Annotated in this window: 13 protein-coding genes; 6 read left to right on the forward strand and 7 right to left on the reverse strand. The window is 65.0% G+C overall.

Annotated features, from left to right (window positions below):
* Positions 1–41 precede the first annotated feature (41 nt).
* The gene (locus VK792_RS07535) at positions 42–278 is read left to right on the forward strand and encodes a hypothetical protein (RefSeq protein ID WP_326296823.1); all 237 of its coding nucleotides are present in this window, start codon (positions 42–44) and stop codon (positions 276–278) included.
* A 69-nt stretch (positions 279–347) separates the two neighbouring features.
* Here VK792_RS07535 and VK792_RS07540 read toward each other — a convergent pair whose 3' ends face one another.
* Positions 348–761, reverse strand: coding sequence for a c-type cytochrome (locus VK792_RS07540; protein WP_326296825.1), 414 nt, complete (start codon positions 759–761; stop codon positions 348–350).
* 149 nt (positions 762–910) lie between these two features.
* Here VK792_RS07540 and VK792_RS07545 point away from each other — a divergent pair, with 149 nt between their 5' ends.
* Together VK792_RS07545 and VK792_RS07550 are read left to right on the forward strand one after the other, a co-directional pair.
* Positions 911–1,312, forward strand: a complete 402-nt coding sequence (locus tag VK792_RS07545) for a PaaI family thioesterase (protein WP_326296827.1) — start codon at positions 911–913, stop codon at positions 1,310–1,312.
* 13 nt (positions 1,313–1,325) lie between these two features.
* Positions 1,326–1,760 carry a DMT family transporter gene (locus VK792_RS07550; RefSeq protein WP_326296829.1) on the forward strand — a complete coding sequence of 145 codons (435 nt, stop codon included), beginning with the start codon at positions 1,326–1,328 and terminating at the stop codon, positions 1,758–1,760.
* A gap of 2 nt (positions 1,761–1,762) precedes the next feature.
* On the opposite strand, the gene VK792_RS07555 is transcribed toward VK792_RS07550, so the two are convergent.
* The 3 genes from VK792_RS07555 to VK792_RS07565 all read right to left on the reverse strand — a co-directional run bounded on the left by VK792_RS07555 (position 1,763) and on the right by VK792_RS07565 (position 4,290).
* The gene (locus VK792_RS07555; RefSeq protein ID WP_326296830.1) at positions 1,763–2,203 is read right to left on the reverse strand and encodes a hypothetical protein; all 441 of its coding nucleotides are present in this window, start codon (positions 2,201–2,203) and stop codon (positions 1,763–1,765) included.
* Between the two features lie 133 nt (positions 2,204–2,336).
* Positions 2,337–3,011: an ABC transporter ATP-binding protein gene (locus VK792_RS07560; RefSeq protein ID WP_326296832.1), complete on the reverse strand. Its 675-nt coding sequence runs from the start codon at positions 3,009–3,011 to the stop codon at positions 2,337–2,339.
* Positions 3,004–4,290: a lipoprotein-releasing ABC transporter permease subunit gene (locus VK792_RS07565; protein ID WP_326296834.1), complete on the reverse strand. Its 1,287-nt coding sequence runs from the start codon at positions 4,288–4,290 to the stop codon at positions 3,004–3,006. The genes VK792_RS07560 and VK792_RS07565 overlap by 8 nt, the downstream gene beginning before the upstream one ends.
* Before the next feature lie 198 nt (positions 4,291–4,488).
* Between VK792_RS07565 and VK792_RS07570 the strand changes: the two genes are divergently transcribed.
* Positions 4,489–4,959, forward strand: a complete 471-nt coding sequence (locus tag VK792_RS07570; protein WP_326296836.1) for a YbaK/EbsC family protein — start codon at positions 4,489–4,491, stop codon at positions 4,957–4,959.
* 133 nt (positions 4,960–5,092) lie between these two features.
* Here VK792_RS07570 and uvrA read toward each other — a convergent pair whose 3' ends face one another.
* Positions 5,093–7,954, reverse strand: coding sequence for an excinuclease ABC subunit UvrA (gene uvrA, locus VK792_RS07575; RefSeq protein WP_326296838.1), 2,862 nt, complete (start codon positions 7,952–7,954; stop codon positions 5,093–5,095).
* Positions 7,955–8,158: 204 nt separating this feature from the next.
* Here uvrA and VK792_RS07580 point away from each other — a divergent pair, with 204 nt between their 5' ends.
* Together VK792_RS07580 and VK792_RS07585 are read left to right on the forward strand one after the other, a co-directional pair.
* On the forward strand, positions 8,159–8,560 hold the full coding sequence (locus VK792_RS07580; protein WP_326296839.1) for a rhodanese-like domain-containing protein: 402 nt from the start codon (positions 8,159–8,161) through the stop codon (positions 8,558–8,560).
* Positions 8,561–8,663: 103 nt separating this feature from the next.
* The gene (locus VK792_RS07585; protein ID WP_326296841.1) at positions 8,664–10,346 is read left to right on the forward strand and encodes a vWA domain-containing protein; all 1,683 of its coding nucleotides are present in this window, start codon (positions 8,664–8,666) and stop codon (positions 10,344–10,346) included.
* 54 nt (positions 10,347–10,400) lie between these two features.
* Here the strand turns inward: VK792_RS07585 and VK792_RS07590 are convergent, their stop codons facing one another.
* Positions 10,401–11,489, reverse strand: coding sequence for an ABC transporter ATP-binding protein (locus tag VK792_RS07590; protein ID WP_326296842.1), 1,089 nt, complete (start codon positions 11,487–11,489; stop codon positions 10,401–10,403).
* Positions 11,490–11,527: 38 nt separating this feature from the next.
* Entirely contained in the window at positions 11,528–13,183 is a 1,656-nt protein-coding gene (locus VK792_RS07595) for an alpha-amylase family glycosyl hydrolase (RefSeq protein WP_326296844.1), read from the reverse strand.
* Positions 13,184–13,221 lie beyond the last annotated feature (38 nt).

Genomic DNA, 13,221 nt, shown 5'->3' on the forward strand with positions numbered 1-13,221 from the left:
TTTGTCAAACCCTTGCCCAAATGCCCAGGTAGACCGCGCCCATGATACAGGATTTTCTTTCCCTCCACGCCCAGCTGTCCGCCGTTCTGACCGAGGCCGGACTGGGGGCCTATACCAACTATCTGCTTGCGCTGGCTGCGGTGCTGGTGCTGGCGGTGCTGCGCGGGCTGTACGTCGCCGTCGCCTATCGCGATTTCACCGAGGCGGAGCGCGCCGAACTGATGCACGACCCGCATGATTTCCACCTGCTGGAGCATGGCAAGAAACGGCGCTGGTAAGCGCCCCCGCCCCGCGCGAGACCCGAAAGCCCCGGCCGATGCGCCGGGGCGTTGCGTTTCGGGGCAGCGTCAGCGCGTTTTCTGGATCGATTCCAGGTATTCGACCAGCGCGACCAGCTTCCACGGGGTCGGCGTCTGCACCCCGTCACCGCTGTCGAAGGGCACAAGCTCTCCTTCCAGCAGGGTGCCGAATTCGGGCATCCCGGGGCGGTCATCGTCCAGCCGGGTATAGCCATCGACGATCGACATGACCTTGGCGCGGGGGAAGGTGTTGCCGTGCCGGACCTGGATCAGCGTCAGGTTCTTCGGCGGCTTGGCCATGTTGCGGGCGTAAGGCCCGTCACCGGTGCCGCTGTCGCCGTGGCACGAGGCGCAATATTGCGCGTAAAGCGCGTGGCCGTCGCTGTGGTCCGGCATCGTGGTTTCCATGCAGGCCGCCACCAGCGTCAGCCCGGCGAGTGCCCCGATCCATATGCGCGTCATGATATGCTCCTTCCCTGCCGTTTGTCGGCCTGCCCGTTTGCGCCGCAGTCTGACACCGCGCGCGGGCCTGTGCAACGGGCGCCGCATTGGTGGTGGACAGGGCGGCGCAACGGGGCCACTCTCGGCCGGGAAAACGGGAGGGATCGGCGATGCGCGAGGCGGCAGAGGGCTGGCTGCGGGACTATTTCGCGGACTGGGTGCGGGCGCTGGACCTGACGATCGAGGAGATCGGGCCAGAGGGCGTGGTGATGTCGATGCCGATCAGCGATGCGATCCGGCGGTCGGGCGGAATCGCGTCGGGCCAGGCGCTGGCGGCGCTGGCGGACACCGCGATGGTCTTTGCCTGCGCCGGGCATTTCGGCGCGTTCGTGCCCGTGGCGACAACCACGCTGGACACCCGGTTCCTGCGGCCCGCAAGCGGCGCACGGCTGCGCTGCGAGGCCACGGTGATCCGCGCCGGCAAGGCGATTGTCTTTGCCGAGGCGCGGCTGCTGGATCTGCCTTCGGGCAAGGCGGTGGCGCAGGCCAGCGCCACGTTTTTCAAACCCTGAGAGGGAGGCAGGCATGCCGGTTTACGCGTTTACCATGTTGTTGGCAGGTCTGGGCATCCCGATCCTGGCCGCGCTGAATGCCGCCCTGGGCGTGCGCCTTGGGGCGCCGGTCGCGGCGGCATCGGTGCTGTTTCTTGTGGCGTTCACTGTGACGGTGGCGATCTTGCTGGTGACCGGACCACAAGCGCTGGCCAAGCTGCCGGCGACCCCGAAACACCTGTGGCTGGGCGGGCTGTTCGTGGCGTTCTACGTGCTGTCGGTGACCATCGTCGCGCCGAAATTCGGGGTCGGGAACGCGGTGTTCTTTGTTCTGATCGGGCAGTTGATCTCGGCCGCCGCCATTGACCACTACGGGTTGTTCGGGGCGCGGGTGTCGCCGCTGACGCTGGCCCGCGCGGCGGGGATCGCGATCATGGCCTTCGGGGTCTGGGTGACACAGCGCGCGTAAGCTCAGGCCGCTTCGCCGAAAGACACCCAGTCCTGCGGAAGGTCGTGGCGGGTCGAGTCCAGCAGCGCGGTCTTGCTGCGTGTGACCACCAGCAGCGCGTCAAAGTCGGTCGGGCCGAAGTCGGTGGCGTATTTCGCCAGATCGTACCATTCCCAGCCGGTCACCGCGTCGGGCGCGGGCAGCGGATAGGTTTTCAGGGTCAGGGTCGGACCGATGGGACGCCGCAGGCGCGGGGCGGCATCGGGGGCCTTGCCCGACAACCGGCAGCCGAGGGCGTGGCCCGCGGTGTCAACGGCACGACGCTGAATGCCGGGGGTGGTCCCGGTCGCCGGACGGGCTGCGGCCTGCGCGCGCGGGTCGTCCTTGGGATCGTCCCAGACATCCATGAACGCCACGGACAGCGGCACAAGCGCCATAAGAATTGCGATGACTTCGATCGGCATGGTCCAGCCCCTGACATCTCCGAATTCTGAAGGAATAGACGGGGATTCGGGTGGCTTTACGGCGCGATTGTGAAGCTTTGGGGGAAAGTTGCACGGGCTTCGCCCGTTCTGCGTGCGGGCAGAACCGGCCCGCTCAGGCGATCCGCCCCTGATCGAGCCGCACCTGGCGATCCATCCGGGCGGCAAGGTCAAGGTTGTGGGTCGCCACCAGAGCCGCCAGCCCGGTGTCCCGCGCCAGTCGCACCAGCGCGGCGAACACCTGATCGGATGTGCCCGGATCGAGGTTGCCGGTGGGTTCATCCGCCAACAGCAGCTTTGGCGCATTGGCCATCGCCCGGCAAAACGCGACGCGCTGCTGTTCGCCGCCCGACAGCGCCGAGGGGCGGTGCGTGGCGCGATCCGTCAGGCCGACGCTGTCCAGCAGGGATTGCGCGCGGGCGTCTGCCTGCGGCCTTGGGGTGCCGTTGGCCAGTTGCGGCAGGGCGATGTTTTCCAGCGCGGTGAATTCCGGCAGCAGGTGGTGGAACTGGTAGACAAAGCCCACGTCCTGCCGTCGCACCGTGGTGCGCCTGCGGTCGCTGGCACCCTGCATCGGCGTGCCGCCGATTTCGACCGCGCCAGCGTCGGGCGTGTCCAGCAGCCCGGCGATTTGCAGCAGAGTCGACTTGCCCGCACCGGACGGCGCGACAAGCGCCACGATTTCCCCCGCGCGCAATTCCAGATCGACCCCGCGCAGGACCGGCACGGCCCCTGCCCCCTTGCCATAGGTTTTCCGGATCCCCGACAGGTGCAGCACGGTGTCATTCATAGCGCAGCGCCTCGACCGGGTTCATCCGTGCGGCGCGGCGCGCGGGAAAGAGAGTGACGACAAAGGACAGCCCCAGCGACAAGAGCACCGCCGACAGAACATCCCCGGCCTGCAGCTTGGCCGGCAGGTAATAGATGCCGCGAATGGACGGATCCCAGACGCCACCGCCGGACACGAAATTCACCGCGGCAAAGATCTGGTCGATGTAGATGGCAAAAAGGCAGCCAAGGATCACGCCAAACGCCGTGCCGATCAGCCCGGTGACCGAACCGCAGATGAAGAACACCCGCAGCACCGATCCTTCGGACAGGCCCATGGTGCGCAGGATGCCGATATCGCGGCCCTTGTTCTTGACCAGCATGATCAGGCCCGAAACGATGTTCATCGTCGCGATCATCACCAGCACCGACAGGATCACGAACATCACGTTGTCTTCGACATCCAGCGCGCGCAGGAACCCGCCAGAGGCATCTTTCCATGTCCAGATCAGGGCGCGGTCGCCGGCTGCGGTCATGATCGGCCCGGCCAGCGCGTCGACGCGGTCGGGATCTGCGACCATCACCTCGATCTCGTCCGCGACGCCGTCGCGGTTGAAGAACAACTGCGCCTCGGCGAAGGGCATGTAGACGCGGGTGCGGTCGATGTCATAGCGCCCGGCGCTGAAGATATAGGTGACCTCGTAGGCCTTGATCCGGGGGCTGGTGCCAAAGGCGGTCTTGACCCCGTTGGGCGAGATGATCTTGACCTTGTCGCCAATACCCACGCCCAGTTCCCGCGCCACGCCAGAGCCGATGGCGATGCCGTCACCGAAGCGGGCCAGGTCGCCATAGGCGGTGTCGGGATCGACGATGCGGCGCAGGCCGCGCAGGTCGGTTTCGGTGATGCCAAAGACTTCGACCCCAGCGTTGTAATCGCCGGAATTGGCCATCACCTGCCCCTTGACCAGCGGTGCGGCGCGGGTGACGCCCGGCACCGCGGCGATGCGTTCGGCCATCGCGGTGTAATCGGCAATGGTGCGCGCGGGGCGGCCGCTGTCGTCGATCGCGGTGGTCTGGTACACGGTGACATGGGCGTTGGCCCCCAGGATCGTGTCGACGAATTCGGACCGGAAGCCGGCCCGCACCGACAAGGTGGCGATCAGCGCCATCACCGCAAGCGTGATGCCGATCAGGCTGATCCAGGTCATCACGCTGACGCCGCCCTCGGCCCGCTTGGCCCGCAGGTAGCGCCAGGCGATCATCCATTCGAAAGGCGCAAAAGGCGGTGGGGTCTGGGCCATGTTCGGGTCCGTGTCTGCTCGACCCGTTAAGTGGCGGTTTCAAGGCGGGGGGTCAAGCAGAGGCGGGACAAATCGGCGCGAAGGTGCTAGGCCAAGGCCAAGGCGACCGGCGCGAACCGACGATTTGCCGCCCCGCCCTGACCGCGCCCGCGATGCGCAGCAGGTGCCTGAATTGAAACGACACGCCGGAGACACGGCATGAGCAAGAGCCTGAAACGTGTGCGCGCAGCGCTGGACTCCGCCGGGATCGACACCGATATCCGCGAGGTCGGACAGGCGCGCACCGCAGCAGAAGCCGCAGCGGCGGTCGGCTGCGAGATCGACCAGATCGCCAAATCGATCATCTTTCGCGCACAAACCAGCGGTGAAGCGGTTTTGTTCCTGACTGCCGGCGGCAACAAGGTTTGCGCCGACAAGGCCAGCGCGCTGGCGGGGGAACCGCTGGGCAAGGCCGATGCCGACCTGATCCGGGCGCAAACGGGCTTTGCCATCGGCGGTGTCGCGCCGGTGGGGCATCTGACCCCGATCCGGGCCTGGGTCGATCCGCGCCTGCTGGAATTTTCCGAGATCTGGGCCGCCGCGGGCACCCCGCGCCACGTTTTCGCGATGGATGCGCATGTGTTGCCGGGGTTGACCGGCGCAGTGGTGGCAGCGTTCACCGAAGACTGAACCGCAACGAAGCGATGACAATCGCCCCGGGTGCGGCGGCAAGAGGTCACGACAGTTCAGGCCCCGCTTGCAGCGTTTGCCGGGCAGGACCATGCGCCACGCGGTTCTTGCAGAGGCCAGACAAGGCCACCGGTCATTCCGCTGCGACGGTCTTGCGCGGCTGCAACATCGGCTTCAGGTACCGGCCGGTGTGGCTGCGCTCGACCTCTGCCACCTGTTCCGGGATGCCGACAGCCACGATTTCCCCGCCGCCGTCGCCGCCTTCGGGGCCGATGTCGATGATCCAGTCGGCGGTCTTGATGACGTCGAGGTTGTGTTCGATCACCACGACCGTGTTGCCGCCGTCCACCAGTTCGTGCAGCACCTCGAGCAGTTTGCGCACGTCTTCGAAGTGCAGGCCCGTGGTCGGTTCATCCAGGATATACAGCGTCCGGCCGGTGGACCGTTTCGCCAGTTCCTTGGACAGTTTCACCCGCTGGGCTTCGCCGCCGGACAGGGTCGTCGCCTGCTGACCCACCTTGATATAGCTGAGACCGACGCGCATCAGCGCATCCATCTTGTCCCGGATCGACGGCACCGCCTTGAAGAACTCTTGCGCGTCTTCGACCGTCATATCAAGAACGTCGGCTATGCTCTTGCCCTTGAACTTGATTTCCAGCGTTTCTCGGTTGTAGCGCGCGCCCTTGCAGGTTTCACAGGTGACGTAGACATCGGGCAGGAAGTGCATCTCGATCTTGATGACACCGTCGCCCTGGCACGCCTCGCAGCGGCCACCCTTGACGTTGAAACTGAAACGACCGGGCTTGTAGCCGCGGGCCTTTGCCTCTGGCAGGCCGGCGAACCAGTCGCGGATCGGGGTGAACGCGCCGGTATAGGTGGCCGGGTTCGACCGAGGCGTGCGCCCGATGGGCCGCTGGTCGATGTCGATCACCTTGTCGAGATGTTCGAAGCCCTTGATCGTTTCGCAGGGCGCGGGGGTTTCGCGCGCGCCGTTCAGCCGCATCGCGGCGTTCTTGTAGAGTGTTTCGATTGTCAGGGTGGACTTACCCCCCCCGGACACACCGGTGACGCAGACGAATTTGCCAAGCGGGAATTCCGCCGTCATGTCCTTGAGGTTGTTGCCGGTGGCCTTGACCACGGTCAGCTTTTTCTTGTTGCCCTTGCGGCGGTCGGTGGGCACGGCGATTTCGCGGCTGCCGGACAGGTATTGCCCGGTCAGGCTGGCGGGGTCGCTGGCCACCGCTTCGGGCGTGCCATGGGCGACCACCTGACCGCCGTGCACCCCGGCCCCCGGACCGATGTCAAAGACATAGTCCGCCTCGCGGATCGCCTCTTCGTCATGTTCGACCACCAACACGGTGTTGCCCTGATCGCGCAGGTTCTTCAACGTGTCCAGCAGGCGGGTGTTGTCACGCTGGTGCAGGCCGATGCTGGGTTCGTCCAGAACGTAGAGAACGCCGGTCAGGCCGGACCCGATCTGGCTGGCCAGCCGGATCCGCTGGCTTTCGCCGCCCGACAGCGTGCCGGCATTGCGCGACAGCGTCAGGTATTCCAGCCCGACGTTGTTCAGGAACCCCAACCGTTCGCGGATTTCCTTGAGGATGGCGCGGGCGATTTCGTTCTTCTGACCGGTCAGGCTGTCCGGTACGGTGCCGATCCAGGCATAGGCTTCCTTGATCGACATCTGCACCACCTGCCCGATGTGCAGGCCCGCGATCTTGACCGCCAGCGCCTCATCCCGAAGGCGATAGCCGCCACATGCGCCGCAACTGCGGTTGTTCTGGAAGCGTTCGAATTCCTCGCGGATCCAGGCGCTGTCGGTTTCGCGATAGCGGCGCTCCATGTTGGGAATCACGCCTTCGAAGGTGCGCGTCACCTGGTAGATACGGCCCCCCTCGTCATAGCGGAACGGGATTTCCTCGTCACCCGAGCCATACAGGAACACTTGCTGCACATGCGGCGGCAGGTCCTTCCAGCGGGCGTTCTTGTCAAACTCGTAATGCTTGGCGATGGCGTCGATGGTTTGCAGGAAATAGGGGGACTTGCCCTTGCGCCAGGGCGCCAGCGCACCATCGCTGATCTTGAGTGTGACGTCGGGAACAACCAGCCGTTCGTCAAAGAACAGTTCGACCCCCAGACCGTCACACTCCGGGCAGGCACCGAAGGGGGCGTTGAACGAAAACAGCCGCGGTTCGATTTCCGGGATGGTGAAGCCGCTGACCGGGCAGGCAAAATTTTCGCTGAAGGTGATGCGCTCTGGCTCACCCTCGCGCGGGGCGGTTTCCAGAATGGCGATGCCGTTGGCCAGGTCCAGCGCGGTGCGAAAACTGTCGGCCAGCCGGGTTTCCATGCCTTCGCGCACCACGATCCGGTCGACCACCACGTCGATATCGTGGCGGAATTTCTTGTCCAGGGTCGGCGGTTCGTCCAGTTCATAGAACTGCCCGTCGACCTTGACGCGCTGGAAGCCCTGCTTGCGCAGTTCCAGGAATTCCTTGCGGTATTCGCCCTTCCGGTCACGGATGATCGGGGCCAGCAGGTATCCGCGCGTCCCGTCCTCCATTCCCATGACCCGGTCGACCATGTCCTGCACCTGCTGCGCCTCGATCGGCAGGCCGGTGGCAGGGCTGTAGGGGGTCCCGACCCGGGCAAACAGAAGGCGCATGTAGTCATAGATCTCGGTCACCGTGCCAACGGTGGAACGCGGGTTCTTCGACGTGGTTTTCTGTTCGATGGAAATCGCCGGGCTCAGGCCCGCGATGTGATCGACGTCGGGCTTTTCCATCATGTTGAGGAACTGCCGGGCATAGGCCGACAGCGATTCAACATAGCGGCGCTGCCCTTCGGCATAGATGGTGTCGAAGGCCAGCGACGACTTGCCCGACCCCGACAGGCCGGTGATCACCACCAGTTGGTCGCGCGGAATGTCGACGTCGATGTTCTTGAGGTTGTGTTCACGCGCGCCGCGCACCTCGATTTGCTTGAGATCTGGCATCAGACACCCCGGACTGCATCAGGTGTTAACACATAGTGGAAGGCGCGGCGCTGGCCAACAGGAATTTGAGAACAAGGCAGGAACAAACGGCAGTCTGCGGCCAAAGCCCGCCGAAGGATGCTGCACTGCTTGCGTGTTTTTTCAGCCCTTGAGAGCGGATTTTTCCGCGGTGCAGCAGAAATCTCTTTACATTCCAATTTACGAATGTATATTAAGCTGACCGCGATACGAGAGAGGCGTGATCCAATGTTTGCCATGTTCAACCGCAATACCGCCCCCCAGATGAGCCCCGCAGAGGCCGTTCAGAAATCCGCCGCTGGCGAAATCGTTCTGGTCGACATCCGCGACGGCATGGAACTGCAATACGGCGGCAAGGCCAAGGGCGCGATCCATGTGCCGATGGCGGCACTGGCAATGAAGGCCGATCCGCGCAGCCCCGAATGCCTTGAGGTGTTCAAGTCGGGCAAGCCGATCGCGGTCTATTGCGCCAGCGGCGCCCGCTCCAGCATGGCCAAGCGGATGCTGGCCAACATGGGCTATGACGATGTGCACAACATCGGCGGGCTGGGCCACTGGCAGATGGCCGGCGGCGAAATCGAACGCTGACCCTGCCCGGGTCGGGTTTTCCCGACCTTGCCGCCAAACACGCTGGTCAAGCGCAGAAGCCTGTGGAATCCTTGCGGTCATTGGTGACTGCAAGGATTTTTTCATGCTCAGATCGACGCTTTTCGCCACCGCCTGTGCCACCGCGCTTCTGCCGCTGCCGGCCGATGCGCAATCGGCGGGGAACAGCATTCTGGTTCTCGATGGGTCGGGTTCCATGTGGGGGCAGATCGACGGCAACGCCAAGATCACCATCGCGCAAGAGGTGGTGACCGGCCTGCTGGATACGCTGCCCGCGGACCAGGCGCTGGGGCTGGTGGCCTATGGCCACCGTACCAAGGGCGATTGCAGCGACATCGAAACGCTGATCGCACCCGCCACCGGGAACCGCGCGCAGATCGCCGCCGCCGTTCAGGGGATCACCCCAAAGGGCAAGACGCCGATGACCGACGCGGTGATCGCCGCCGCCCGCGCTCTGCGCAGCAGCGAGGAAAAGGCCACGGTGATTCTGGTCTCGGACGGGATCGAGACCTGCAACCCCGACCCCTGCGCCGCCGCCACCGCACTGGAACAGGCCGGGGTTGATTTCACCGCCCATGCGATCGGCTTCGACGTGGACGACCCGGCCGCGCAGGCGCAACTGGCCTGCCTCGCGCAGAACACCGGCGGCAAATACCTGAGCGCGCGCAACGCCGACGAACTGGGCGCGGCGCTGACCGAGGTGACGGCGGCCCCGCCCCCCGCCACGCTGCAGTTCCGCGCAGTGGAAACCTATGGCGCTGTCACGCGCCCCGCGCAGGTGGTCTGGACGGTGACCGGCCCGGACGGCGCAACCTTGATCGAGGGGCTGGCCAACGACGGCGGCAGCGTCACGCTGGCACCGGGCCGCTATACCGTCAACGCGCTGCGCCTGTCCGACGAGGGGCTGCAAACGCGCGAGGTGCAGATCACCGGCACCGATACGCAGGTCGAGATCTCCTTTGCCGCCGCCCTGCCCCCGGCGACGCTGTCCGCCCCCGCCGAAGGCGCAAGCGGGGCCATGATCGCGGTGGACTGGACCGGGCCCGAGGGCGACGGCGACTATCTTGAGACCGCGCAACCCGGGGCCAAGCCGGGGGCATCCCTGACCTTCGTGCGGGTGGCCGATGGCAGCCCGGCATCGTTGCGCTTGCCGGCGCAGCCGGGCGATTACGAGATCCGCTATGTCGAGGCGCGCACCTTGCAGGTGCTGGCAACCCTGCCCGTCAGCGTGACCGAGATCGCCGAATTGCTGACCGCGCCGGCAACCGCGCCGATCGGGGCGACAATCGACGTGGGCTGGAACGGTGCGGGCTATGACGAAGATTACATCGACATCACCGTGCCATCGGCCGCGCCGCTGGACTACCTGACCTATGCCTACCCGCGCGATGCCAACCCGGTCACAATCCAGGTGCCGGTGACGCCCGGCGCCTACCTGATCCGCTATATCACCGCGCAGGATGGCAGCGTGGCCGCACAGGTGCCGCTGACGGTGACCGACGTGGCCGCGACGCTGAGCGCCCCGACAGAGGCCGCGGCGGGCAGCGGGATGCAGGTGACCTGGACCGGACCGGGCAACCCGGGCGATTACCTGACCATCGCCACGCCGGGGGACGGCGCGCTGGGCTATGTCACCTATGCCTATACCGAAGGCGGCAGCCCGGTGACGATCGCCGCGCCGGGCACACCGGGGGCCTATGTCCTGCGATACGTGGCCGACGGGCCGGGCAGCCGGGTTCTGGTGGAACAGCCGCTGACCGTGCGCTGACACGCAAACAGCCCCGGCGTTGCGCCGGGGCTGTGTTTCTAACGGACCACGGGCTTAACGGTACAAAAGCGACTGGCCGTTGGCGAACAGGTGCACCTTGGACGGATCTGCCGTCAGCGCCACCGCCTGGCCGCGCAATTCGGAATGGATGCCGGGCAACTTGGCGATGACCGGATCGGCACCCTGGTCCTTGGCGAAATACAGCAGCGTGACTTCGCCCAGGGCTTCGATGATATCGACGGTGCCGTGGAATATTGCGTCGCCATCGGTCCGCAGGAAATCCTCTGGCCGGATGCCGACATTGACCTTGCGGCCCATGTCCGCTTCGGTCGTGGGATAGTGCGACATCGCCAGGCCACCCCCCGCCATGCGGACCGTGGTCTGTTCTCCGGTGGCGACGATTTCGCCGGGCAGAAGGTTCATTGCCGGACTGCCGATGAACTGCGCCACGAATTCGCTGTTGGGCCGTTCATACAGGTCCAGCGGCGTGCCGACCTGGGCGATGCCCTTGTTGGCAAGAACGACGATGCGCGTGGCCAATGTCATCGCCTCGACCTGGTCGTGGGTGACATAGATCATCGTGCTGTCGGGCATCGATTCCTTGAGCTGCGCGATCTCGATCCGGGTGGCGACGCGCAGCGCCGCGTCCAGGTTCGACAGCGGTTCGTCGAACAGATACACCTTGGGGTCGCGCACGATGCTGCGCCCGATGGCGACGCGCTGGCGCTGACCGCCCGACAGCGCCTTGGGCAGACGGTCGAGATAGGGCTCCAACTGCAGGATCTTGGCCGCCTTGGCGACCGCCGCGTCGATCTCTGCCTGCGGTTTCTTGGCGATCTTCAGCGCGAAGGACATGTTTTCCCGCACCGTCATGTGCGGATAGAGCGCATAGGACTGGAACACCATGGCGATGCCACGCTGCGCGGGGGGCACGTCGTTGACCACCTGCCCGTCGATTTCCAGCGTGCCGCCGGTGATCTTTTCCAGCCCGGCGATCATCCGCAAAAGCGTGGACTTGCCGCAGCCGGACGGGCCGACAAACACGATCAGTTCACCTTGCTGGATGTCGAGGTTGATGTTCTTCAGCACATCGACGGTCCCGCCATAGGTCTTGGCGACATCTGTCAGCTTGAGATTGGCCATTGGGTCCCCTCCCCGTTATCGTTATCAGTCCTGACGGATCAGGCGTTCATTTTCAATGCCAGGCACGGCTGCCACGGCCCGAGGTGCAGTTTGCCATCGGCCTGCACGGCGGTGCTTCCCAGTTCCAGCCCGATCTGGGCCCAGTCGCCCGCAGGCATATCCAGCACCGCCGGTTCGGCGGAGAGGTTGAAGGCACAGAAGATCTGCGCATCGCCCAGAATGCGGGTGAAGTGCACCACCGTGCCGGTCGCCGTGACGCCGTCATGATCGCCCCGGATCAGCGCGGGATGCGCGTGGCGGAAGGCGATCGCCCGGCGATAATGGTGCAACAACGCGCCCGGATCGTGTTCCTGCGACGCGACAGAGCGGTTCAGGTGGTCATGGCTGACCGGCAGCCAAGGCTGGCCGGTGGTAAAGCCGCCGTTCTGGTTCGAAGGTTCCCAGACCATCGGCGTGCGACAGCCATCGCGGCCCTTGAATTCCGGCCAGAACTCGATGCCGTAGGGGTCTTGCAGATCCTCGAACGCCACATCCGCCTCTGGCAGGCCGAGTTCTTCGCCCTGGTAGATGCAGACCGAGCCCTTGAGGCACATGATCATCGTGGTGAACAGTCGCGCGGCGGCGGGCGTCAGGTTCCAGCGGGTGACATGGCGCACCACGTCGTGGTTGGAAAACGCCCAACAGGCCCAGCCTTCGCCGGCGACTTCATCGACCTTGGTCATGACATCGGCCACCATCTGCGCGGTCAGTTGCGACCCGGACAGAAATTCAAAGGCATAGCACATGTGCACCTTGTCCCCGCCCGAGGTGTATTCGCCCATGATCTCCAGCCCGCGCTGGGCATCGCCGACCTCGCCCACGCTGGTGGCGGCAGGGTATGAGTCCAGCACCTTGCGGAACCGGCGCAGGAATTCAAGGTTCTCGGGTTGGTTCTTGGAGTGGGTGTGCAACTGGTGGTTATACGGGTTCACCGCCGGCGCGATGGCGCTGTTGCGCTGGTCGGCGGGCAAGGCCGGATTGTCGCGCAGTTCCTTGTCGGCAAAGTAAAAGTTGATCGTGTCCAGCCGGAACCCGTCGACCCCGCGATCCAGCCAGAACCGCACCACATCCAGCAGCGCGTCTTGCACGTCGAGGTTCCAGAAATTCAGATCGGGCTGAGACGTCAGGAAGTTGTGCAGGTAATACTGGCAGCGCCGCGCATCCCACTGCCAGGCCGACCCGCCGAAGATCGACAGCCAGTTGTTGGGCGGGGTGCCATCGTCCTTGGGATCGGACCAGACGTACCAATCGGCCTTGGGGTTGTCGCGGTCCGACCGGCTTTCGATGAACCAGGGGTGCTGGTCGCTGGTGTGGCTGAGCACAAGGTCAATCAACACCTTGATGCCCAGCTGATGCGCGGTCTGCACCAGCACGTCGAAATCCGCCAGGCTTCCGAACATCGGATCGACGTCGCAATAGTCGCTGACGTCATAGCCGAAATCCTTCATCGGACTGGTGAAGAACGGGCTGATCCAGATTGCATCGACCCCAAGCGACGCGATATGCGGCATCCGCGCGGCGATGCCCAGAAGGTCGCCCACTCCGTCGCCATTGCTGTCCTGGTAGCTGCGCGGATAGATCTGATAGACCACCGCGCCGCGCCACCAATCCTTGTCCACCGCCTGCGCGCCCTGCGTTTTCGTTTCTGCGTTCATGTGACTTTTCCTACGTGGCCCCGGGACGCGCCCGGGAC

The organism is Mesobacterium hydrothermale (assembly GCF_035818635.1).
In the GTDB taxonomy this organism is placed as follows: Bacteria; Pseudomonadota; Alphaproteobacteria; order Rhodobacterales; family Rhodobacteraceae; genus Mesobacterium_A; species Mesobacterium_A hydrothermale.

Bases quoted from the DNA above. Each gene is read 5' to 3' on its own strand.
- VK792_RS07590 (WP_326296842.1), bottom strand. From the start codon at position 11,489: ATGGCCAATCTCAAGCTGACAGATGTCGCCAAGACCTATGGCGGGACC.
- VK792_RS07540 (WP_326296825.1), bottom strand. From the start codon at position 761: ATGACGCGCATATGGATCGGGGCACTCGCCGGGCTGACGCTGGTGGCG.
- VK792_RS07595 (WP_326296844.1), bottom strand. From the start codon at position 13,183: ATGAACGCAGAAACGAAAACGCAGGGCGCGCAGGCGGTGGACAAGGAT.
- VK792_RS07560 (WP_326296832.1), bottom strand. From the start codon at position 3,011: ATGAATGACACCGTGCTGCACCTGTCGGGGATCCGGAAAACCTATGGC.
- VK792_RS07580 (WP_326296839.1), top strand. From the start codon at position 8,159: ATGTATATTAAGCTGACCGCGATACGAGAGAGGCGTGATCCAATGTTT.
- VK792_RS07585 (WP_326296841.1), top strand. From the start codon at position 8,664: ATGCTCAGATCGACGCTTTTCGCCACCGCCTGTGCCACCGCGCTTCTG.
- VK792_RS07565 (WP_326296834.1), bottom strand. From the start codon at position 4,290: ATGGCCCAGACCCCACCGCCTTTTGCGCCTTTCGAATGGATGATCGCC.
- VK792_RS07570 (WP_326296836.1), top strand. From the start codon at position 4,489: ATGAGCAAGAGCCTGAAACGTGTGCGCGCAGCGCTGGACTCCGCCGGG.
- VK792_RS07555 (WP_326296830.1), bottom strand. From the start codon at position 2,203: ATGCCGATCGAAGTCATCGCAATTCTTATGGCGCTTGTGCCGCTGTCC.
- uvrA (WP_326296838.1), bottom strand. From the start codon at position 7,954: ATGCCAGATCTCAAGCAAATCGAGGTGCGCGGCGCGCGTGAACACAAC.
- VK792_RS07550 (WP_326296829.1), top strand. From the start codon at position 1,326: ATGCCGGTTTACGCGTTTACCATGTTGTTGGCAGGTCTGGGCATCCCG.
- VK792_RS07545 (WP_326296827.1), top strand. From the start codon at position 911: ATGCGCGAGGCGGCAGAGGGCTGGCTGCGGGACTATTTCGCGGACTGG.
- VK792_RS07535 (WP_326296823.1), top strand. From the start codon at position 42: ATGATACAGGATTTTCTTTCCCTCCACGCCCAGCTGTCCGCCGTTCTG.